Origin of the sequence: Providencia sp. PROV236, assembly GCF_033676985.1 — a bacterium.
GTDB classification, from domain to species: domain Bacteria; phylum Pseudomonadota; class Gammaproteobacteria; order Enterobacterales; family Enterobacteriaceae; genus Providencia; species Providencia manganoxydans.
In genome coordinates, this window is record NZ_CP096297.1 from 689,799 (window position 1) to 713,036 (window position 23,238).

The 23,238-nt window shown below is 41.6% G+C and carries 19 protein-coding genes; 10 read left to right on the forward strand and 9 right to left on the reverse strand.

Translation table 11 applies throughout. From position 1 onward, the window contains the following. Window positions 1-191: 191 nt before the first annotated feature. From deoC to deoD, 4 genes are all read left to right on the forward strand, one after another. Window positions 192-971 (forward strand): deoxyribose-phosphate aldolase, encoded by a 780-nt coding sequence (gene deoC, locus M1E96_RS02935; protein WP_070926974.1) that lies wholly within the window; start codon window positions 192-194, stop codon window positions 969-971. 43 nt (window positions 972-1,014) lie between these two features. Beyond that, window positions 1,015-2,337, forward strand: a complete 1,323-nt coding sequence (gene deoA, locus M1E96_RS02940; RefSeq protein WP_319067050.1) for a thymidine phosphorylase — start codon at window positions 1,015-1,017, stop codon at window positions 2,335-2,337. 65 nt (window positions 2,338-2,402) lie between these two features. After that, the gene (deoB, locus tag M1E96_RS02945) at window positions 2,403-3,626 is read left to right on the forward strand and encodes a phosphopentomutase (protein WP_070926970.1); all 1,224 of its coding nucleotides are present in this window, start codon (window positions 2,403-2,405) and stop codon (window positions 3,624-3,626) included. 173 nt (window positions 3,627-3,799) lie between these two features. Beyond that, window positions 3,800-4,516, forward strand: a complete 717-nt coding sequence (gene deoD / locus M1E96_RS02950) for a purine-nucleoside phosphorylase (protein WP_070926968.1) — start codon at window positions 3,800-3,802, stop codon at window positions 4,514-4,516. Between the two features lie 69 nt (window positions 4,517-4,585). On the opposite strand, the gene M1E96_RS02955 is transcribed toward deoD, so the two are convergent. The 3 genes from M1E96_RS02955 to M1E96_RS02965 form a co-directional block, all read right to left on the reverse strand. After that, window positions 4,586-5,089 carry a GNAT family N-acetyltransferase gene (locus M1E96_RS02955; protein ID WP_369427364.1) on the reverse strand — a complete coding sequence of 168 codons (504 nt, stop codon included), beginning with the start codon at window positions 5,087-5,089 and terminating at the stop codon, window positions 4,586-4,588. A 115-nt stretch (window positions 5,090-5,204) separates the two neighbouring features. After that, window positions 5,205-6,053: a helix-turn-helix domain-containing protein gene (locus M1E96_RS02960; protein ID WP_140182548.1), complete on the reverse strand. Its 849-nt coding sequence runs from the start codon at window positions 6,051-6,053 to the stop codon at window positions 5,205-5,207. A 30-nt stretch (window positions 6,054-6,083) separates the two neighbouring features. Next, on the reverse strand, window positions 6,084-6,545 hold the full coding sequence (locus M1E96_RS02965) for a MarR family winged helix-turn-helix transcriptional regulator (RefSeq protein ID WP_070926960.1): 462 nt from the start codon (window positions 6,543-6,545) through the stop codon (window positions 6,084-6,086). Between the two features lie 229 nt (window positions 6,546-6,774). On the opposite strand from M1E96_RS02965, the gene M1E96_RS02970 reads away from it, so the two are divergent. The 3 genes from M1E96_RS02970 (at window position 6,775) to M1E96_RS02980 (ending at window position 9,622) form a co-directional block, all read left to right on the forward strand. Continuing rightward, window positions 6,775-7,911 carry an LLM class flavin-dependent oxidoreductase gene (locus M1E96_RS02970; protein ID WP_272580439.1) on the forward strand — a complete coding sequence of 379 codons (1,137 nt, stop codon included), beginning with the start codon at window positions 6,775-6,777 and terminating at the stop codon, window positions 7,909-7,911. Next, complete coding sequence (locus M1E96_RS02975; RefSeq protein ID WP_337979777.1) at window positions 7,905-8,375, forward strand: flavin reductase family protein; 471 nt, start codon at window positions 7,905-7,907, stop codon at window positions 8,373-8,375. The genes M1E96_RS02970 and M1E96_RS02975 overlap by 7 nt, the downstream gene beginning before the upstream one ends. A gap of 275 nt (window positions 8,376-8,650) precedes the next feature. After that, window positions 8,651-9,622: a hypothetical protein gene (locus M1E96_RS02980; RefSeq protein ID WP_369096917.1), complete on the forward strand. Its 972-nt coding sequence runs from the start codon at window positions 8,651-8,653 to the stop codon at window positions 9,620-9,622. Window positions 9,623-9,720: 98 nt separating this feature from the next. Here M1E96_RS02980 and M1E96_RS02985 read toward each other — a convergent pair whose 3' ends face one another. From M1E96_RS02985 to M1E96_RS03005, 5 genes are all read right to left on the reverse strand, one after another. Then, window positions 9,721-12,510: a pitrilysin family protein gene (locus M1E96_RS02985; RefSeq protein ID WP_337979779.1), complete on the reverse strand. Its 2,790-nt coding sequence runs from the start codon at window positions 12,508-12,510 to the stop codon at window positions 9,721-9,723. 2 nt (window positions 12,511-12,512) lie between these two features. Beyond that, window positions 12,513-14,186 (reverse strand): ABC transporter ATP-binding protein/permease, encoded by a 1,674-nt coding sequence (locus M1E96_RS02990; RefSeq protein WP_369427365.1) that lies wholly within the window; start codon window positions 14,184-14,186, stop codon window positions 12,513-12,515. Window positions 14,187-14,232: 46 nt separating this feature from the next. Beyond that, entirely contained in the window at window positions 14,233-17,007 is a 2,775-nt protein-coding gene (locus M1E96_RS02995) for a secretin and TonB N-terminal domain-containing protein (RefSeq protein ID WP_349485450.1), read from the reverse strand. A 118-nt stretch (window positions 17,008-17,125) separates the two neighbouring features. Continuing rightward, window positions 17,126-18,112: a FecR domain-containing protein gene (locus M1E96_RS03000; protein WP_369427366.1), complete on the reverse strand. Its 987-nt coding sequence runs from the start codon at window positions 18,110-18,112 to the stop codon at window positions 17,126-17,128. Continuing rightward, on the reverse strand, window positions 18,112-18,648 hold the full coding sequence (locus M1E96_RS03005) for an RNA polymerase sigma factor (RefSeq protein WP_070926946.1): 537 nt from the start codon (window positions 18,646-18,648) through the stop codon (window positions 18,112-18,114). The genes M1E96_RS03000 and M1E96_RS03005 overlap by 1 nt, the downstream gene beginning before the upstream one ends. A gap of 190 nt (window positions 18,649-18,838) precedes the next feature. On the opposite strand from M1E96_RS03005, the gene M1E96_RS03010 reads away from it, so the two are divergent. Beyond that, window positions 18,839-19,621 carry an energy transducer TonB gene (locus tag M1E96_RS03010; RefSeq protein WP_140182562.1) on the forward strand — a complete coding sequence of 261 codons (783 nt, stop codon included), beginning with the start codon at window positions 18,839-18,841 and terminating at the stop codon, window positions 19,619-19,621. A gap of 20 nt (window positions 19,622-19,641) precedes the next feature. Here the strand turns inward: M1E96_RS03010 and M1E96_RS03015 are convergent, their stop codons facing one another. Next, complete coding sequence (locus tag M1E96_RS03015) at window positions 19,642-20,406, reverse strand: AhpA/YtjB family protein (RefSeq protein ID WP_272580432.1); 765 nt, start codon at window positions 20,404-20,406, stop codon at window positions 19,642-19,644. A gap of 113 nt (window positions 20,407-20,519) precedes the next feature. Here M1E96_RS03015 and serB point away from each other — a divergent pair, with 113 nt between their 5' ends. Continuing rightward, window positions 20,520-21,497, forward strand: coding sequence for a phosphoserine phosphatase (gene serB, locus M1E96_RS03020; protein ID WP_070926942.1), 978 nt, complete (start codon window positions 20,520-20,522; stop codon window positions 21,495-21,497). A gap of 348 nt (window positions 21,498-21,845) precedes the next feature. Beyond that, window positions 21,846-23,237, forward strand: coding sequence for a DNA repair protein RadA (gene radA, locus M1E96_RS03025; protein ID WP_272580431.1), 1,392 nt, complete (start codon window positions 21,846-21,848; stop codon window positions 23,235-23,237). The last annotated feature ends 1 nt before the right edge of the window (window position 23,238 follow it).

Here is a 23,238-nt window from a genome sequence, read left to right on the forward strand (position 1 = left end):
TGGTCAAATAGGTATAAGTAAGCTGCTATGGACTGCTAGTTCTCAGAGTGGATGCACTCTAGGGCATTGTGCGGTGAGAAGGAATTCAGCTGCTACATTCGGGTTTTCGAGTAGCATCTTTAAGGAACCAAGCCCGCTCGCCAACAAAGAACGTGTTGTTCTGACAGAATTCACAACGTTGGAGAGTTTTTATGACTGATTTAACCGCAGCTGCGCAACGCGCACTGAACCTGATGGATTTAACTACCCTAAATGACGACGATACGGATGAAAAAGTGATCGCGTTGTGTCATCAAGCAAAAAGCCCTGCGGGCCAAACTGCTGCCATCTGTATTTACCCTCGTTTTATCCCGATTGCACGTAAGACTTTACGTGAGCAAGGTACTCCAGAAGTACGCATTGCTACAGTTACCAATTTCCCACATGGTAATGATGATATTGATATTGCATTGGCTGAAACTCGTGCTGCTATTGCTTATGGTGCAGATGAAGTCGATGTGGTTTTCCCTTATAGAGCTTTGATGGCAGGGAATGAAAAAATTGGTTTTGATTTAGTGAAAGCCTGTAAAGATGCATGCGCACAAGCGAATGTATTATTGAAAGTGATCATTGAAACAGGTGAACTTAAAGATCCTGCTCTTATCCGTAAAGCGTCTGAAATTTCTATTAAAGCGGGTGCGGATTTTATCAAAACATCAACAGGTAAAGTACCGGTTAATGCGACTCTCGAAAGTGCTGAGATCATGATGCAAGTTATCCATGATATGGGCGTTGCAAAAACAGTGGGCTTTAAACCTGCTGGTGGTGTTCGTACGGCAGAAGAAGCCGCTCAATACTTAGCATTAGCAGATCGTATTTTAGGTAAAGGCTGGGCAGACTCGCGCCATTTTCGTTTTGGTGCATCTAGTTTGCTAGCTAACTTGCTGAATACACTTGGTTTCGAAACAAAAAAATCAAGTAGTAGCTATTAATTTAAGCAATTACCTAAATCCTGTTTGAGTTAAGGAGCATACCGTGTTTCTGGCACAAGAAATTATCCGTAAAAAACGTGATGGTAAAGTACTGAGTGAAGAAGAAATTCGTTTCTTTATTAATGGCGTTCGTGACAATTCCGTTTCAGAAGGTCAGATAGCTGCTTTGGCAATGACCATTTATTTCAACGATATGACAATGGATGAACGTGTTGCACTAACGTTAGCAATGCGTGATTCAGGCACTGTATTAAATTGGAAATCACTAAACCTCAATGGCCCGTTAGTTGATAAGCATTCTACGGGTGGTGTTGGTGATGTGACTTCACTGATGTTAGGCCCAATGGTAGCAGCATGTGGTGGTTACGTGCCCATGATTTCAGGGCGTGGGCTAGGTCATACAGGGGGAACGCTAGATAAGCTCGAAGCAATCCCTAATTTTGATATTTTTCCTAATGATGAACGTTTCCGTGACATCATTAGTGATGTTGGTGTGGCAATTATTGGTCAAACTAACTCACTCGCACCGGCTGATAAACGTTTTTATGCGACACGTGATATCACAGCGACTGTAGATTCAATTCCATTAATTACGGCATCTATTTTAGGTAAAAAATTGGCTGAAGGCCTTGATGCATTAGTTATGGATGTCAAAGTTGGCTCAGGTGCATTTATGCCAACTTATGAAAAATCAGAGCAACTTGCCGAGTCAATCGTTAAAGTAGCGAATGGTGCGGGTTGTAAAACTACGGCTTTACTGACGGATATGAATGAAGTACTGGCTTCTAGTGCAGGTAATGCGGTTGAGGTACGTGAAGCGGTACAATTTTTAACGGGTGAATATCGTAATCCACGTTTGTATGAAGTGACTATGGCATTATGTGTTGAAATGCTCGTATCCGGTACTTTGGCTGCCAGTAGAGATGAAGCACGTCAGAAACTACAAGCGGTGTTGGATAATGGTAAAGCCGCGGAAGTCTTTGGACGCATGGTTGCTGCACAAAAAGGCCCAAGTGATTTCGTTGAGAATTATAGCAAATATCTACCTACCGCCGTATTGAACAAAGCGGTATATGCAGAGAAATCAGGCATTGTTAGCGCTATGGATACCAGAGCACTGGGTATGTCCGTGGTGACATTGGGCGGTGGGCGTCGCAAAGCAACAGATCCGATTGATTATAGCGTTGGTTTAAGCGATATCGCGGCACTGGGTGCAACAGTTGATAGCCAAACACCACTTGCTATTATTCATGCTAATAGTGAAAAAGCGTGGGAAGAGGCGGCGAAAGAAGTACGAGCTGCTATGGTGATTAGTGATAAAGCACCAGAAACGACGCCAATGGTTTATCGCCAAATTAGCGAATAATTAACAAATTAGTTTTATCAGTGGCTCTTCCCAACGATTGGGAATGATGACGCAGGAGAGAAGTTATGAAACGTACATTTATTATGGTGTTGGACTCTTTCGGGATTGGTGCTGCGGGTGATGCGCACAAATTTAATGATGAAGGCTCAAACACATTAGGCCACATTGCAGATGCTTGTGCGCGCGGTGAAGCAGATAAAGGCCGTAAAGGTCCTTTGCATTTACCTAACTTAACCAAGCTAGGGCTGGGTAAAGCGGCTGAAGAGTCTTGTGGTAAATTTCCTGCGGGCCTTGACCCTAATTCAGAGATCATCGGCGCTTATGCTTATGCAAGTGAGCTTTCCTCTGGTAAAGATACGCCGTCTGGTCACTGGGAAATCGCGGGTGTTCCTGTTTTATTTGATTGGGGTTATTTCGCTGATCATGAAAACAGCTTCCCACAAGAGCTGCTCGATATTATTGTGAAACGTGCAAATCTCCCTGGCTATTTAGGTAACTGCCATTCTTCAGGTACAGTAATCCTCGATCAACTGGGTGAAGAACACATGAAAACGGGTAAGCCAATTTTCTATACCTCGGCTGACTCGGTATTCCAGATTGCTTGCCATGAAGAAACCTATGGCTTAGATAAATTGTATGAGTTATGCGAGATCGCTCGTGAAGAACTCACCAATGGGGGCTATAACATTGGTCGTGTTATTGCTCGTCCATTTATTGGCGATAAAGCGGGTAATTTTGAACGTACCGGTAACCGACATGACCTTGCTGTTGAACCACCAGCACCAACCATGCTGCAAAAATTAGTGGAAGAAAAACAAGGTGAAGTAGTTTCTATTGGTAAAATTGCGGATATCTACGCGCATGTTGGCATTACTAAAAAAGTGAAAGCGACTGGCATTGATGCGCTATTTGATGCAACAGTAAAAGAAATGAAATTAGCGGGCGACAAAACCATTGTCTTCACTAACTTTGTTGACTTTGACTCTGCTTATGGCCACCGCCGTGATGTTGCTGGCTATGCAGGTGCGTTAGAGCTATTTGATCGCCGTCTACCTGAACTAATGGAATTAGTTGAAGATGATGACATTTTGATCTTAACGGCAGACCATGGTTGTGACCCAACATGGGAAGGTACTGACCATACTCGTGAGCACATTCCTGTTTTAATTTATGGACCAAAAGTCAAACCTGGCTCTTTAGGCCATCGTGAAACCTTTGCTGATATTGGACAAACGGTAGCGAAATACTTCGATCTATCGCCAATGGAGTACGGTAAATCAATGCTGTAAGTGATGATACTCATCATCAAATATGACTGAAATAAGGCAGGAAACTGCCTTATTTATTTAACCCCTTAATAAAAATTGGGCATTTGCCGTAGACAGCCAGTAGAGTGACTGGCTACTATATCGGACAGTTACGCTAAACCATTTAATTAAATGATTTATAAGGAATAATGATAATGGCTACTCCTCATATTAATGCAGAAATGGGTGATTTTGCTGACGTCGTTTTGATGCCAGGTGATCCATTACGTGCAAAATATATTGCAGAAACTTTTCTTGATGACGTTCGTCAGGTGAACAATGTACGTGGCATGCTAGGTTTCACTGGGACTTATAAAGGCCGTAAAATCTCTGTTATGGGACATGGTATGGGGATCCCATCTTGCTCTATTTATGCAAAAGAGCTGATCACTGACTTTGGCGTGAAAGTGATTATCCGTGTTGGTTCATGTGGCGCGGTAATGGATGATGTTAAGTTACGTGATGTCGTGATTGGGATGGGGGCATGTACTGACTCGAAAGTTAACCGTCAACGTTTTAAAGATCATGATTTTGCAGCAATTGCTGATTATGAATTGGTTCACAATGCGGTTGAGGCTGCAAAAGCGAAAAATGTGAATGTACGTGTAGGTAACTTGTTCTCTGCCGATCTGTTCTATTCACCGGATCCTGATATGTTCAAAGTGATGGAAAAATACGGCATCCTTGGTGTTGAGATGGAAGCTGCGGGTATTTATGGTGTCGCTGCGGAGTTTGGTGCACGCGCACTGACTATCTGTACGGTGTCTGATCATATCAAGACTGGTGAGCAAACCACTTCAGATGAACGCCAAACCACTTTTAACGAAATGATCGAAATCGCTCTGGACTCAGTTTTGTTAGGCGATAAATAATTATTGTTAGAGCAATAATTTTGTTGATTCTTAGGTGCCGTACAAATTATGTACGGCATTTTTACAGTACTAGCCGCGTTTTTTATTGATTCGGCTCATCACAATAGCGTCAACGTATTCGCCATCACGGAAAGCATAATCACGCATAATGCCTTCTTGTTCAAATCCAAATTTCTTATATAGTCCAAGGCCATTGTCATTGAGGGCATAGATTTCGAGCTCGATACGGCGCACATTGAGCCAGTTGTCACAGTAATCGACCATCACTGCCATTAATTTAGAGCCAATACCTTTACCCTGATGGTGATGACTCACCGTCACGCCAAAGGTAGCTGTATGGCGACGGCGGATCTGACTTGGTTGATAAACGCTTAGAATGCCAACCACTTCATCATCAAGAGTTGCAATAAAATGAGTGACCAGAGGATCATTAGAGCTTAGTCGAGTTTCCCAAATTTTTGTTGATGGGTAAGGAAGCTGTAGCGTATTCGCATAAGCAGCATAGTCGGTGTGCATTTGTGTCAGGGCAGGAACATCGTCAATGGTTGCTCTGCGGATAATTATATCACTCATAATGTAATGTCTCTTCAACTCTTTTAGATATCAATATCATTAATCACACTAAGTATGTTGATTGTCAATTGATAATCTTAAAATATGAAACATTAAATTGAATAGTTTTAACCACTTATCGTGGATGATTAAACAGGGTGCCTTTCAAGCTTTGGCTTGGAGTTTCACCAAATCGAGCTTTATATTCAGCACTAAAGCGCCCCATATGAGCAAATCCCCAACGTAAAGCAATTCCAGTGATATTATTAACATCTCCAGATAAAAGCTCTGAACGAACTTTATCTAATCTTAATGTTTTAAGGTATTGCATTGGGCTGACATTTAAAAAATGGCGAAAGCCACTGTATAAGCTGCGTGAGCTGACACCTGCGACCAGAGCAAGCTGCTCCATCGTAATATTTTCATGAGCATGAATATGCAGAAAATCTTGTGCTTTTTTTACATGTCTAGGACAAACATTGCTGATCCTTTGGTTGTTGCCTGCGCTGTGATTATGAGGAAATGTTGACAGGATAGAACTGACAATAAGCTTTTCCAATTGGCTCACAACGTACTTTTGCTGTCGTAATACTTCGTGATCAGAAATACAGCTGAGTAAATATTTCGCGAGATGGCGCCAAGTACTGGCATTATAGCTAGAAAGCGCCGTTTCAAATACAATGGGGGTATCAATCAGATGGCCAAGTTGGCTCACAAGTGTTCGTTCTAAAAGTGAATAAGGAATAAAAATTAGCAGTATTTCTTCTCGATGATTCCATATGAGTTGGCTAGAATTATTTTGATTAATCAATACAATATGTTCATTGTTTTGGTCAAAATAGGCAGTTCCATCAAACAATGCCGCATCACTGCGAAGAGGTATATGCAGTATAAAACAATTGGCTTGCTCTTTATGTTGAATTTGAACAGTATCTCCATAGCGTAAATAATATAGTTTTAATTCACCAAATGTTGTCATACTCATAATATCCTCTTTATTTTTCAAGAATATATTTCACTCTTTTGTTAGGCTATTTTTCAATGTGCTTAACAAATCATAAAGCAATGCCTTATCCTGTGGATTGATATTTTTTAACAATCCATCTAGCCATTTTTTATGTTCAATTGAAATTAATTCAAATAATTCATTGCCTTGTGGTGTTATTTTTATATAGTTTGAACGACGATCCTGATCATTAAGGATCCTTTCTGCTAATCCCATTTTCTCTAAGCCATCAACGAGGCTGGTGATATTGCCATCGGTAACTAACATCAAACGAGAAAGCTCTTTCATTTTGATCCCTTCCGGATGGCGCTGTAATTGCGACAATAAATCGAATCGTGGCAGGGTAAATTCAAAATTTTCTCTTAACTTTTTACGTAGATCCGTTTCGATTAACTTGACGCAAGACAACATGCGTAACCAAAGTTTCACATCAGAAGTATCATTTCTCGATTCGTTTTCTTGATTGCTCATTCCTTTAAAACTCCTTATTGGTCATAAATCTTTTTTCAATATTTAACTAATTGAATTTTAATTGAATTAAATTTTAAAGCGACTTTTGTGTCCTGAATCTTATTTTTTGATTGATTTATAACCAATAGTCAAATACTTTAATATTAAACACTTTAACATTAAACTATTTAAGTTTGAAGTATTTTGCTGTTGTAATGTGGTAAGCAAACTATAACTGTGAGATGAAATAATGAAAAAAACAATATCAAATCAGATGTTTAACGATAATAAATTTAAGCTTGGTCTATTTGCAGCAAACTGTTCAGGGGGGATGGCGGTCACAAAAATCCCCGAACGATGGGATAATTCATGGGAAAATAATTTACAAATGGCGGAGATCGCCGATGCTGCTGGCATCGAATTTCTTCTGCCAATAGCAAGATGGATAGGTTACGGCGGTGAAACCAACTTTCATGGTAATGTTTTAGAAACTATTACTTGGGCTTCAGCACTACTTGCTAGAACACAACATATTAGTGTTTTTAGTACAGTTCATACTTCGTTTAATCACCCTGTCGTTGTGGCAAAACAGATCGCAACTATGGATAACATTGGTCATGGCCGAGCGGGCCTCAATGTGGTTTGTGGTTGGAACCGTCCTGAGTATGAAGCATTAGGCGGGGAACTGCCTTATGATCATGAAAGCCGCTATGCCTATGGCCAAGAATGGGTTGATGTGATCAAAGCGCTATGGAAAGAAGAAAAACCGTTTGATTGGCATCGTGAATTCTTTAATTTGAAAAATACCTACGGCTACCCACATCCTCTAAATAAAAACGTGCCGATTTTAAATGCGGCAGGCTCCGCTCAAGGGCGTAAATTTGCGATCCGTAATGCTGATTTCCTTTTCACTTCCACAATTACCCTAGAAAGTTCGGAAAAAGAAATTGCAGAGCTGAAACAGCAAGCGGAGCAAATCAAAAGAGAGACTGCGTTGAATATTTTAACTTTTTCTTATGTGGTATGCCGTGAAAACCGTAAGGAAGCAGAGGAGTTTCATGAATGGTATTCACAAGAACATGCTGATTGGGGAGCCGTTGATAATGTTATTCGTTTAATGTTTGAAAATGCCGAGTCCTTCCCGAAAGATAAACTCAATTTTATTCGTAATCGTTTTTCTGCGGGACATGGGGGATATCCTTTGGTCGGAACGCCTGATGATGTCGCTGATGGTATTGAACGTTTGTCTAAAGCAGGATTTGCAGGTTCAACATTAGCATTTGTGAACTATGCAAAAGAGCTGCCATATTTCTGCCAAGAAGTATTACCACGATTAGAGGCAAAAGGTTTGAGATTGCCATTTAACGGGGAGAAAGATGTATGTTAACTGCTGATGATTTCAAACTCGGTATGCGTAAGCTAGCGCTACCTGTTGCGGTGATTTCAGTGAAATCTGATGAGCAGCGTAATGGGCTAACCGCATCGTCATTTTGTTCAGTGAGTGTTGATCCCCCTCGTTTCTTGATTTGTGTAGGAAAAACGGCGAGTGCACATCCGCAAATTAGCATTGGTGAAGGGATTGCAGTTAATGTGTTGTCAGAAACACAGCATGAACAAGCAATGCAATTTGCCAGCAAAACGCATAAAGGCGAGCAACGTTTTAGCTTAGGTGAATGGAATACATTACACACTGGTGCACCAATATTAGATGATACAACCATTAGTTTTGATTGTATTGTCGATAATATTATTGATGATGTCACTCACAGCATTATTACTGCAACGGTGGTGGCACAGAAGCATACCGATAATATGTGCTTACTGTATCGAGATGGTAAGCCAATGATTTAAAAACTTATTTTAGGCTCATGTCAGACGTTATTTATCGTCTACTATGAGCCTAACTAATTATCTTAACATAAACTTCGTTTTGTTTCTACTGTAGTTATTCTTATTTTTTTCTTTCCTATTAATAAATCATAGTTTTAACTAATATTAGGTTTATGTGTAAATAATGTTGTAGCGATATTTGCTAGTATTATCTTTCCTTTTATATATTGTTAATGATAGATAAGTTATCTCTTTTGAAATTACTTCTATTACGATTATTTAAAGGGAAGGTAATTATGTTTAATCATATAAAGACCAATGATACATTGTTTGAATCAATTAAAAGAAAAAATAATAATGATAATATTTCAGAAAAATCATTGGGTAAAATTGAAGAGAAAATTAGACGGGTAAAAAACAGTGTCGATTATGAAGTTTTCAAAAAAAGCATGGATGATCTTAAATTTCAGGTTTCTGAAATGAAAAGTCAAACCGTGCGTGAGAAAATAAATAAAGTTATCAGTGAGTGTTTACTTACAGAAAGCCAATTAAATCAATCAACTTTACATGAAATAGAACCTGAACCTACATTCAAACGCATTCGCTTTTATCACTCGATAGAGGAAGCGATTTTATGTAAAATAGCTTTTAATACTATCTCATCGAAATCATTAAGTAAAATTGAGGCTAAAATTCAGGCGAGATTTAATGAGGTGATGTCAAGTAAAACTCCTGAAATGTTTGAAAAGGAAATGGTTGAGGCTAAATCAATACTGAAAAAATATGATAATGAGGTGGTTTGTAAAAAGATAGATGAAATTATTAATAAATATTTAGATAGATATTATGTGGTTATAAAGGAAAACTATTCTCCAATAAGCAGGATTTGGAGTGCGGTAAGGTCAGTTTCTGGCTTACAAGAAATTACCCCACGTAAGCTATATGAGTTTAAAGCAGCAATTATAGATAGTTTCAAATTTCAATCAATTGAATTCATAGAATCTCATCAATGTGAATTAAAAAGAAAAGTTTCAAAATATATTGATGGAAATATTGAGGAAAAATTTATTGAAGTTATTGAACAATGTGCTAACGATAGACGTAGAGAATTGAAAGAGAGCTATCAGTATGATACTTCAGAGCCGAAAAATTTATTTCCGAAATTTCAGGAAGTAAAACCCATAGAACAAACTAGTATTAAAGAAATATTTTCTCATTTATACAAGAGATTTATAATTTGGATAAATAAAAAATTAACGATAAATTAGTCAATAATAGTTTTTTTACTCAAGAGCCTAGAAAAGCGTGTTTAAAATCAACCAACAGATTGAATATTAATCTTCCGTTGGTTGATTTCTTGAGTTAACTAAGGTGTCATCATAAACACTTTTGTGTTTTGCCCTAAATATTGATGAGCAATACGGTTAATATCTTCTATCTGCAACTGATGAATTATCGTAGTTTCTTGGTTTAAACGTTGATACTGCTGATCATCAGACGCAATCTGTGCCAGAGCCTCTGTCCAATAACCTGAGCTATCCGTCACTTGTTTATTTTCAGTCAACCAAATATTTTTGGCCTCAGTAAGTTCTTTATGACTAATACCCGACGCTTGTAGCTGTTGAAGGGTTTTTTGCGCAATTAGCGCCATCTCATCAGCACGTTCCGGAGACGTGGTAAAATTGAGTCGCGCAAAATAGTAAGGCTGTGGTTTTTTGGCTAACATTTGAGAAAAACCAAGCGCATAGATGCCGCTGGCTTTTTCGCGTAATTCACTGCGTAAGCGCTGACTCACTACGGTATCTAGCAATTGCATCGCCAATTGATCTTGTTGTGTCCACTGTGCAGGAGCGGCAAACTGAATGCTTACCATGCTTTTATCACTGCTACTTATTGGATAACGTTTATTGAAACTCGACATCTTCGGCATGATCCCTTGATCATGCCATGCGAGCTGGCGATTATCGGCTGGGATCGAGGCAACCCACTGCTCTAGCTGTGCCTTAAGCTGTTTGCTATTGACAGCACCGGTGATCACTAAGGTCATATCTGCCGTTGAGGTGAGTAGCTGACGGTTTGCTTGTTGGAGTTGCCCTGCCGTAAAGTGTTTCCAGCCACCCTGTGGGTCAATAGTTAATAATTCACCATGCTGATAGCTTTCCTTATTAATATTATCTAGGAATGTTCGTTCAACTGGCGTTTTGGCTAAGTTCAATGCAAATGATTGTTTTTGCTGCTCAAGTTTTTCACCGCTAAATTGTGGTGAAGTGAGTTTCAGATGCAATAATTGCAATGCAATTTCTAAATTATCAACGGGGGCTTTACCGCGAAAACCATGTGTCAGCAATTCACTATAGGGGCGGATCGAGATTTGATTTTGTTTCGCCAGCAAAGCGAGATCGCGAGCACTGTATTTACCATAACCACTGCTTTCAGGCAGTTTCAGCGCCCAATCGGTTAATCCTGCTGTTTGAACTGTTTCAAGTGAACGGCCACCTGCAAGTTGTAAATTGAATTGAATATCATCTTTAAGATTTTTATCTGCTTTGACAATCACTTGGATGCCATTGCTTAACTGCCAGCGTTCTGTTTTTGCAATAGGGAGTGGTGTTTGTTGGCTAATTGATCCTTTGATGACATTGGGTAATTGCAAGGTGATTGCTTGCGAGCGCAATGTGAATGGTCCCGGAGAACTGTGACGAATACTTTGCCATTGCTGCTCGAAGGCTGAACGATTAAAGGTGGCTGCGTCAGTATCAGGGCCAATCAATGCCAAGCGAGGGGATGCGATAGTAAGTAAATTGGCAACATGCTGTTGTAGATCTTGTGGCTTGGCCGAGTTTATCATTTGATAGCTTTTATCAAGCTGTTGGCGTTTATTCCACATTGGCATATCGTATTCAAGCGCCGTAGTGAGTTGTCCCGCTAAATATTCATTCGTATAGCGCTGCTCTGAAGCGGCTTGTTGACTCAATTTTTTCAACATTGCTTGACGTGCGCTATTCAGTTCTTCTTGGGTGACGGGCTCTGTTGCTAAACGTTGTAACTCAGTAAATAGCACTTCAGTGGCAGCTGTATAGTCACTACCTTTAGGATGAATAATCATTAACTGCTGGAGGCGCTGGTTATCTAGCATTGATCCTTGTTCATTGATGCTAATCGCAGGCAAAACACCATTATCAACTAACACTGAAAAACGTTGATTCAAAATAGCTAGCCATAAGCTATCCATTAGGTCTTCATATTGCCCTTGGTGCGTGTTTAGTGGTGCAGTCACATCTTTTTGTAGTGCGAATTGAATAAAACGCGCCCCCTGCTCTTTATCAAATACAGGTTGAATTAACATCTGAGTAGAATGGGCAAATTGCTTCCACTCAGGGCTATCTTGAGAAGGTACAGTAGGTTGAGGTAACGCAAACAATGTATTGATGTCGTTACGTACTTTACTGTTATTGAAATCACCAATGACTAATAAAGCCATGCGCTGTGGTTGATACCATGTTTGATAATAGTTTTTAGCTTGTTCGATCGGTGCTTGACGAACAATATCTAATGAGCCAATCGGGTTACGTTGTGCATAGCGGCTGCCATGATAACGTAACTGTTCAAGGCTATCGTTAATACGATAGCCCATTCCTTGGCGTAAGCGCCACTCTTCAATAATCACTGGGCGTTCGGTTTCAAATGCTTCCTGATCGAATGTCATATTCGCTGCCCAATCAGCAATCACTTGTAAACCTGTTGAAACTTGTGCGGGTGTCGCTTTCGGCAGTGAAAGTTTATACAGTGTTGAATTGAGACTCGTGATGGCATTGACATGGCTGCCTAATTTTAGCCCTTGCTGTTCCAGTTGTTTAAAACCCGTGGTGCCGGGGAAGTGCTTAGTGCCTTTAAATGCCATATGTTCAGTAAAATGCGCTAATCCAAGCTGTTGTTCATTTTCTTGTAGTGAGCCACTTTTGACTAATAAACGCAGTTCTACACCCGGTTGATTACGTTGTAGTAAATAAACCTGTAACCCATTATCCAGTTGATAATGTTGTAGATCGCTACGAACAGGTAACTGAGCCTGCTTATTTTCTCGGTGAGTGGCATGGTTGGCACAACCACTAAGTAGTAAGCCAATCAAGGCGGTCAATGTGATTTGACGAAACATAATCAGATGTTCCTATGAGGTTCAATTAATGGGAATTGCTGATCGGCTAATGGCCATAAAAAACGTTGATGGCTAACCAATACAATTGCGCTGTCAGGGAGTTGAGCTTTGAGCAGTTGCAACATTTCAAGGGCACTATTTTCATCGAGCGCTGAAGTGGTTTCGTCCAATAACATCAGCGGTGGGCGATTTAGTAATAAACGCGCAAACATGATGCGTTGCTGTTCACCGCCAGAGAGTCGATTGTGCCAATCCGTTTCTAAGCTAAGCTGGTGATGTAGCTTTTCTAGTCCAACTTGGCTTAACACATGTTTAAAGTCGGCTTCTGTAAATTGGGAGCTATCTTTTGGGTAAGCGAGCAAACTTTCTAGGCGGCTAACGGGTAAATAAAGCCGTTGCGGGATCCACATAAGATGGTTTGTCCGCTCAATGTTGCCAGTAAAGAATGGCCAGTGGCCGCTTAAGGTACGCAGCAATGTTGATTTACCAATGCCTGAGCGGCCTGAAATAATAGTCAACTGCCCTTGTGCAGCGGTTAGTGTTAGCGGTTCAAATAAGGTGCGATTATCTGCCGTTGAAACGGAAAGCGTTGCATTAAGAGCTGGCTGCTGCTCAGTAATGCTAACTTGTGCAGCTTTATCGTTTTCCAATAAGATCACAAAATTATACAGTCGCGAAATTGTAGCTTGCCAAGCCGCTATCTCCTTGTAAGCAAAGATAAACCAACCTAGTGAGGTGGCAACGCTGCTAAAGGCTTGGCGAAGTTGCATTAATCCACCTAACATAATTTCACCAGCAAGGAATTTAGGCAGCGCAAGTAAGACAGGGGCCAGCGCGGTCACTTGTTGGTAGCCAACGGTATAGAAGGACAAGTTTCGTTCACAACGGATCAATCGATTCCAGTTGCCAACAATTTCACCAAATCGATGCATCAACTCTTTTTTGTCTTGGCTTTCGCCTCGCTGACCTGCGATGGCATCACCGTGCTGGCGGCAATTGATCAGCGTGCTACGGTAATCGGCCTCGCGACGCTGCTTATCCATATTTAAACGGCGTAGTGGGAAACCAATCCATTGAGTGAGCGCAATACCAATAATGGTGTAAATGAGACAAGCCCAAAACATATAACCGGGAATTGTCCAGTCGCTATCCGCAAATTGAAAGGACAAGCTACCTGAAAGGGTCCATAGAATGGTGGCAAATGACACCAGTGTCAGCATGGAATGTAAGAAGGTGACTAACAAATTCAGTGTTGATTCAATCAGTAAGCGAATATCTTCTGCAATACGTTGGTCTGGGTTATCAGGCTCTTGTGAGGTTAGGCGTAACATATAGTGTTTGCTATTGGGCGATAACCAGCGGCTAAGTACCTGTTCAGTCATACCTTTACGCCAACGGATGATTAACATTTGTTTGAGGTAGTTCCCCATAACGACCACTAAGATCAAACCACTCACTAACACGACAAAATATTGCAGTAGGCCATAGAGTGCCTGTCCATCCAGTTTTTGCAGGGCGTTATAGAAGTCGCCATTCCACATGTTCATTTTCACGTTGAACCACACTGAAGAGAGTGTCAGCCCCAGTGAAGCGGCAAGTAATAGCCAGCAGAGAAGGGCAGAACGCTGCCCCCAAAATGGTTTAACTAAGTAGAAAAATTGTTTTAATGTCTTCATGACGTTTTAATAGCTCACATTGCTAACTAAAATTTATAGAGGGTGTTTAAAGGTCATAGTTAACCTGTAGCCAGAACTGGCGACCGGGGTCATAAGATTTCAACACTCTGTCTTCAAACACAAAACGGTCAGCAATATTTTTATTATTTAGGATGTTGTTCACTTCAACGGAGAAACCAAAACCATAGGCAAAGTCTGGTTTCCAGCCGAGGCGCGTATCCCATGTGTATTTACTGGCGAAATGTTGCTTGGTGTATTTGCGAACTTGCCCATATTCAGGATCAAAGGCATAAGCATTGTCATAGCGGACGGCTTGGTTACGCGCTCCCCACCATTGCAGGCGGTTGTACCAAGTCAGATCGTAATCATCCCAAACACTGGTCAACTCTAAATTGAATTTAAAGGGGGAATTAAAACTGGTTGAAGGTAATTTGGATGCGTCGATAACTTTACCGTCATACCACACTTTATTGAGATTAACCTTATTCGCTGGATCGAATGCGTTATAGCCTGAATCTTTGGGGGTATTACTTTCGCTTTGTTGCCATGTGAGTGATGCGGTCATCACATGAGAAGCTTCTGCCCATTCCCACGGTTGGCTATTGTTGACAGAAAGCGTCACGGTATCATGTGAGCTGCGTCCACCGTTATCAAATGAGCGAATGCTGCGTTTATCAGCATCACGAGTGTCATATTTGGTGCGGGTTCTGACCTCGTCATAGCCTTCACGATGTACATATTGCAAGCGCCATGTTGTCGACAGCACCTCTTGTTGCAGTGCAACAGTCAGCTCATCGTTATATGGGGTTTTTAGTGAATCAATACCTTCGTAATCTTTTTTGTTATCCCAATCGTTTTTGTTAGGATCAAGAGAGCAGGGATCAAACTCACCATAGCTATTACATATTTGCATGCCATCATTTTGTGCGCCATATAACGCATAGGTCAGCATAGAGCGGCCGTAGTAACGGTTAGCCCCCGCAATAATTTGGGTTTTTCCATCACCAAAGACGTCATAGTTACCCGATAAACGAGGTGCTATGTTAGTACGGTTTACAAAGTCATCTCGATCAACCCGAACCCCCGGACGCAACGTTAGTTTGCCAAATTGAATGTTGTCATCAAGGAAGAACGCGTAATTGGTATAGTCAGCGGAGTGTTCTCCCGCTTGGAAGCGGGTGACATTACTGAGGTAACCACTGTAGGTGGCGTTATTATCTACGCTACCTGTATAGGTATAACGGAAGTAATCTTTATCGCGCTTGTAAGTTCCTTTGGTGAAATTAAGCTCAGCGCCTAATGTCGGTTTATGAGTGAGCCCTAAACCATCTTCAATGGTATTGAAACGCATCACACTCTTTAAACCATGGCTTTTTTGTTTTGAGGTTAAATCCCCTAAACCACCACTACTACTCTCTGCGGTTTGCCAAGTTTGATAATCAATCGCACGCACAGTGAGTGAATATTTTTGGTCATCTGTACGCTCATCTTTTAGCTCTTGAGTATTGGCGGTTAACTCTAATTGACCAATATCAAATTGATGTTTAAAGATCGCGGTAAACCCTAGCCCATCATGGGTTGAGTCATAACCTGAATTCATCACAGAAGCAGAAAATAGACGGCTATCATAAGATGCATAATTAGCAGAAAGGTCTAACGTGCTTTTGTCGGTAAGATCGAGCGAGTATTTCAGGAAGTAATTATCAGATGTACGGTGCTGTTTTTTTTCACCTGATGCAAAATCAACCATTTGTACTTGGTTGTTTTCATCAAAGATGACAGAGTCACCTCCAGTCACTGTCATTGGGATCGTAGAGCTACGGCGAGATGCGGAGAAGACAATACCTGAGTTTTCACTGACACCTAATTCAAACCAGCCGCCGAAATCATCTTTATCATAGCGATTTTGGAAACGAGCAGGATTCGCTGTGTCATTTTTAGAGGTGTTGATACCGAGAGAGGGATCGTGGAACAAATTATTCCAACCCGAACGCGTTAATCGATAATAGGCATGGGCGCTATTTTCACCTTGCCAGCGACGGCTATTGACCTCAACTGTCCCTCCAGTAAACCCACCAAATTCAACAGGTATGTTATTGTCATACACTGCCATGCTGTCGATTAGACGACTGTCGATATAAATCCCCTGATCGCTACTGCTTAACCGTGTGGCAGTTTCACCAAGGCCATTGTCTGCGGGATCAAAGTCATTATTAAAACTCACGCCATCAAGACGGTAAGCATTTTGGTAACTGCTAGAACCATGAATTGAGATACGAGAAGGTTTTATTTCTCCTTGGTTCATGGAGTTGCTGTCGTTATTAGCAAACTGAACGGCTGGGTTGGTTTTCATTAAATCAGTGATATTGCCATCACCCGTATTGCGTTGGCTGATCTCTTCAGAAGTTACATATTGAGGTGCAGACATCACATCAGTAGCAGGATGGTTTTGTACCACACCTGAAACTTGGGTCTCGGGTAGCACTAATGTGCCTTGATTGAGGTTTTGTGGACGAATGACTAATACACCATTTTCATTGATCAGTTCTAATCCACTACCGATAAGTACTCTTTGTAATGCGGTTTGTGCGGTGTAGTTACCTGATAGTGCTGGTGCACGTAATCCATTAAGTTGGTTTTTATTATAGAGTAATTGAATTTGTCCTTGCTGACTGATTTGCGCGACAGAAGTCGCAAGTGGTTGTTCTGGTAGTGTAAATGTAACCTCTTGCGCTATTGCTGATTGGCAAACTATTGCAGTACTGGCTGCAACCAATAATGCAAGAGGCTTAAGCCGTTGGTGTGTGAATCGAATTGACATGAGTATCCCTTATTCCTAAGCGGCACAAATCGTGTGCTGAAAAATTGCTAAATCAATAACAACTGCTTAGGAAGAGGGTTAAATGAGAATTATCCTCACCTACAAATCGAAATAATTTTCATTTATTTTTTTTGTTTTGAATAATCAATACGTTATTTTTGTCTTGATAAACGACTTGGACAGGTAATAGCATCGGGAGCGCTTGGAAGAATTGATCGGGTTGGTGTAAATTGATGCGCCCTGAAATCTTACTTTGTGCGAGTGTTGGAGGGGAAAGCTCAACGTTGATAGGGGAATAGGTTTTCAGTTGTGCAAGTACTTCAAATAAGGGCTTATCAGTGAAACTCAGCTCACCAAAGCGCCATCTGGCAATATCGAACGGTGTTACTTTACTCACCTTAGCTGTGCTATTGGCGGCTAAGCTGACGGCATTATCACCAGCAAATAAATAAATGGTTGGCTGCTGTTTTCCTGTTTGTAGGCTAACAATGCCTTTGTTAACACTAACGGCAATTTGTTGGTGCGCTTTATCAACTTCAAACTCCGTACCAATCACCTGAATACGTCTTTCATCCGCTAGGATCACAAATGGGCGATAGGGATTAGATTTAACTTTGAAATAGGCGCTGCCGCTGTCTAAATAGATTTGACGAACTTCGGTTTCATAAGCGACACGGATGCGTGTTTGGCGATTGAGAAATAGCGAGGAACCATCGGATAATATGACTTCTTTTGGTGCTTCATTAGCGACAAGAGTCATATTATTCAATAGCATGGATGGAAGATGGCTATAGGGTAGAAATAGCACCGCGGCAATAAACAAGGCGGCAAGGGTATTTCCCAATGGTCGCCAAAGCCGAAAAAACAGGCCTTTTTTCGGTTTGTTTATATTAGTTGCCGGCCTAGGCATCGCATCGAATTCACGCCAAACACCCGCAATTGCCTCATAGGATTTAGCGTGCTCTGGTGATGTGGCTAGCCACAGTTGAAACTGCTCCACTTGCTCTGAGGTCAGCTGTTGACTGTGATTGCGCGTAAACCACAGTGCAGCTTGTTCATCAATTGTGTCTAGATCATCTGGCTCGTGTATCGATGTGTGAGTCATTAATTTTTATTGCTCTGATTATCAAGATGCTTTTTACAGTGGACTAAAGCAGCTGCAATGTGTTTTTCTACCATACTAATAGAAATTTCCATGCGCTCTGCGATCTCGCTTTGTGATAAGCCATCGAACCGATATAACAAAAAAGCCTCTCGTCGCCTAGGGGGTAAGCTTTCTATCGCATCACTTAACCATTGAATACGTTGTTGCTGCTCTAGTATCTCACTAGGATCTGCTTGTGTATCGGTTAGATTTTGGTCCATCAAGGTTTCATCAACCTCGACGGTTGATTTTGCCTGACGTTGGTTACGACGCCAATGGTCAATTAAGACATGATTGGCGATTTTGAACAAATAAGCACGACTCTCTTTGATCGGAGATTGTTCTTTTCTGTTAAGCCATAGTGTAAACACATCCTGTGATAAATCATCAGCATCATTGCTATTACCTAGCCGATTGCGGAAAAAGCGGACAAGCTGGCTATAAGTTGACTGATATGCCCCACTGATTTTGCGGGCAAGGGATTTATCGATCGTCATTTTCGCTGGTGCCAAAAAAGTTACGAATGTGCATCACACATTCAATGATGAATTTAAATTGCTTATTGTAATAATACTTTTAAAAATCAATCGTTTGATTGAAAATTTGACAAAGGGTTAATAATAATGAATATCATTTTCGTTCGTATTATGCCTATAATCTGCAAAAAATAAAGTCGTGAGGCAAAATATGAGCAGTATTGCGGGCAAGATTGAGCGCCCGGTTTTACGTCCGTTGGGCGGTTTGTTTTTAAGTCTTCTTTTCCATGGAACAATTGCAGTCATGCTTATTGGTTGGTTTACGACAAACCTGCCAAAAACAGGGGTTTTACCGCCTGCAATATCTCTACAACTGGGGGTTTATCAACTTGAGCAGCACTCAGAGCCTGAAGTTAACCATGCCCCTAAACAGCAAATGGCAACTCGTGAAGAGATTTTGCCAGATGTGATTGAAAAAACGGAAAAACTACCGGAAACACCATTAGTTGATAACGGTAGCTTAACTAAGGTAAGTGAAAAAAAACGCCCACCCAAAAAGAAACCGGCACAGATTAAAAAAGTCGTAGAAGAAGCTCCCGTAAATACACAAGAATCGGCGGTGACTTCAGTGCCAGCGGCAGGTCGTGAGTCTCATAATAGTGCTAATTTTTCGAGCCATGCTTCTGCGGCAATCAGTGGTCACCATGGCTGGCAAAGTGAGGTTCATCAGCGTTTAGCTAAAGCGAAGCGCTATCCAAGAGCAGCCTTACGTTTCCGCTCAACTGGGGTTTCTCAGGTTAAAATTACTGTCGATAGTCAAGGTGAAGTGGTAAGTGCCAGTTTAATTAATTCATCTGGCACTAAAATCTTAGATAAGGAAGCGATTGCGACGATCAACCGTGCAGCGCCATTTCCCGCTCCCCCTGAAACGATGTTAATTGATGGGCGAGTCGAGTTGATCGCGCCAATTGTATTTGATACCACATCGATTTAATAAGGTGGCTGAGACATTGCTCAGCCCTTTTGTTCTGGTACTTTTGGTTTATTAGTCTGATTTTTCGCTCTACGTTTTTTAGGGCGATGAGGACGCTGCTCCGCTTTTTTCTTCTCTGAGTTCGGTTTTCTTAGTTGGCTACTCGCCGTACTTTCTTCTTCGTTGGTATTGTCTTCATTGACCACCAATTGCGGAGGCATGTTTTTTCCTTTCTTTTTCTTGGCGCGGAATAAGGTGTTTGCTAATACGATACCAATGCAGGTCGCCAACAAAATAAAGAAACGTAAAACGTTGGTGCTATTATCAGCCTGCTGAATTTCAGTGGTTAATAGCTCTGTATCAATGGTTAGACGTAGGTAACCTTTAGGTTCTTCTTTTCCCGGAACAGGCACCACTAACTGGTATTGGAAGGGGTGAATTGATTGATTGTTATCAATGGCCAGTCTCTCACGCACAGGGACTGCTTCCCCTGCACTAGCAATCAATGTGCCACTAGCGGAGTAAATACTTGCATCCAAAATATATTGGTCTTTCGTAATGTTATTCAAATTAGCGATAATGCGTTCGCGATTAAAATCTTTGCTGCCTGAAACGATATAATCGGATAAGCTGAAAGCCACTTGCTCGGCTAAAACACGGGTTAGCTGTTTGTATTGCTCAACGCGGTTTTGGTTTTGGCTGTTTCCTAAATAGGAAATACCATGCATTAATAAGGCAATTAATGCCACACAGATAACAATTATGACTGTTTTGTGAAGCTTGAAGGTTAGTTTCATAGAAATCATTAAGTGCTCTTTGACTATTCTCTGGCATCATGGTGCCAGAGCTTATGAAGATAGGATAGTTTTAGGCATAATTTTATTATAAAACATTGAGTCGATTACAGGAGCAAATTTTCATGTCAACGAGTTTGACCTATTGCTATTTACCCGATGAAATTCACAAATGGCCGGGGTTGCCATTATCGCTGAGCGGGGAAGAAGTGATGCCTTTAGATTACCGCGCAGGAGATAGCGGTTGGTTATTGTATGGTCGCGGTTTAGATAAAGCACGTATCAGTGATTTTCAACAACGCTTAGGCATAGCAATAGTCATCGTTTCATCATGGCGAATTGATGATTATCAAGTGGTTCGCATCGCAGGTAGCATCACACCTCGAATTAAAAAATTGGCAGATGAAAGTTTATTGGATGTTGTGCCATTAGGTCAGATCCCGCGCTTGCGTTCACCGGGGATCTTGTTAATGGATATGGACTCCACCGCAATCCAGATCGAATGTATTGATGAAATAGCACGTTTGTATGGCGTTGGCGAGCAGGTTTCTGAGGTTACCGAGCGTGCGATGCAAGGTGAACTCGATTTTACTGAAAGCCTGAAAGCACGAGTGGCGCTGCTAAAAGGCGCTGATGTGATGATCCTCCAACAAGTCATGGACACACTACCATTGATGCCTGGTTTAACTAGCCTAGTCAGAAAACTGCAAGCGATGGATTGGCATGTCGCTATAGCATCGGGCGGCTTTACCTTCTTTGCTGATAATTTACGTCAACAATTGAAATTAGCGGCTGCTGTTGCCAACCAACTTGAAATCAAAGATGGCAAACTTACCGGTAAAGTTAAAGGACCGATAGTGGATGCCAAATATAAAGCACAAACTTTAGTGAAATTGGCAGAAAAGCTGGAAATCCCACTAGAACAAACCGTAGCGATTGGCGATGGGGCTAACGATTTAAAAATGCTGCGTAAGGCTGGGCTGGGTATTGCCTATCATGCAAAACCGAAGGTGTATGCTAGAGCGAAGGTGGCTATCCGTCACGCCGATCTCATGGGAGTGATGTGTGTGCTTAGTGGTGGCCTAAAACACGAAGAACGCTAATATTCGTCATATTTCGTGCCGTGGCGTTGTTGGCTGCACTCACTAGCCCTAGTCACATACTTGTGTATGCTCCTAGGGACTAGCGCGTTTGCCGCCTAGCCACAACACGAACTATTTAGAATATTACACATGGCAGCCTAAAACACGAAGAACGCTAATATTCGTCATATTTCGCGCCGTGGCGTTGTTGGCTGCACTCACTAGCCGCCTAGCCATAACACGAACTATTTAGAATATTACACATGGTGGAGTTTTTTTGCGCAATGATAATTAAAACATTGATGTTTGTTGGTTAGTCTGAGTTAATTTAGTGAATATGTTGGTAACAGAGCAATAAGGAGCGATATTGTGGCAAAAGGTGCAAAAAGGGCATTTGTATGTAATGAATGTGGGGCAGATTACCCGCGTTGGCAAGGGCAATGTAGTGCCTGCCATGCATGGAACACCATTACAGAAGTGCGCCTTGCCTCAAGTAACTCCTCTTCACGTAATGACCGATTAACTGGATATGCAGGCAATGCGGCTGGCGTGAGTCGCGTCCAAAAATTATCAGACATCAGTCTTGAAGAGCTACCACGTTTTTCAACGGGTTTTAAAGAATTTGACCGCGTACTAGGGGGCGGGGTGGTACCAGGAAGTGCCATTCTTATCGGTGGTAACCCCGGCGCGGGGAAAAGTACACTATTGCTGCAAACGATGTGTTTGTTGTCTCGTGAAATGAAAACCCTCTATGTGACAGGGGAAGAATCCCTACAGCAAGTTGCAATGCGTGCGCATCGTCTTGGTCTACCGACTGATTCATTGAATATGCTGTCAGAGACCAGTATTGAGCAAATATGCCTTACTGCGGAGCAAGAGCAGCCAAAATTGATGGTGATCGACTCAATACAAGTCATGCACATGGCAGATATTCAATCTTCACCGGGTAGTGTTGCTCAGGTTCGAGAAACTGCCGCTTATTTGACTCGTTTCGCAAAAACCCGTGGGGTAGCTATTATTATGGTGGGTCATGTGACCAAAGATGGCTCTTTGGCAGGCCCTAAAGTACTCGAACACTGTATTGACTGCTCAATCATGTTAGATGGTGATGCCGATAACCGTTTTCGGACATTGCGCAGCCACAAAAACCGTTTTGGCGCAGTTAATGAATTAGGGGTATTTGCCATGACGGAACAAGGCCTGAAAGAGGTGAATAACCCATCGGCAATTTTTTTAAGCCGTGGTGATGAAATTACATCTGGTAGTTCAGTCATGGTGGTATGGGAAGGGACTCGACCATTGCTGGTGGAGATCCAAGCCTTGGTTGATCACTCGATGATGTCTAATCCACGTCGTGTTGCCGTTGGCTTAGAGCAAAACAGACTAGCAATTTTATTGGCTGTTTTACATCGTCACGGTGGCTTGCAAATGTCGGATCAAGATGTGTTTGTTAACGTCGTCGGAGGGGTTAAAGTGACTGAAACCAGCGCGGATCTTGCGTTACTCCTCTCGTTAGTTTCCAGTTTTCGTGATCGTCCATTACCAAGAGATTTGGTGGTTTTTGGTGAAGTTGGCTTAGCTGGTGAAATCCGTCCCGTACCTAGTGGGCAAGAACGTATTTCTGAAGCGGCAAAGCATGGTTTTAAACGTGCAATTGTACCGCATGCTAATATGCCTAAAAAATCTCCACCTGATATGAAAGTATACGGAGTAAAAAAACTTGCAGATGCGCTAAGTGTAATGGATGAACTCTATGAGTAAA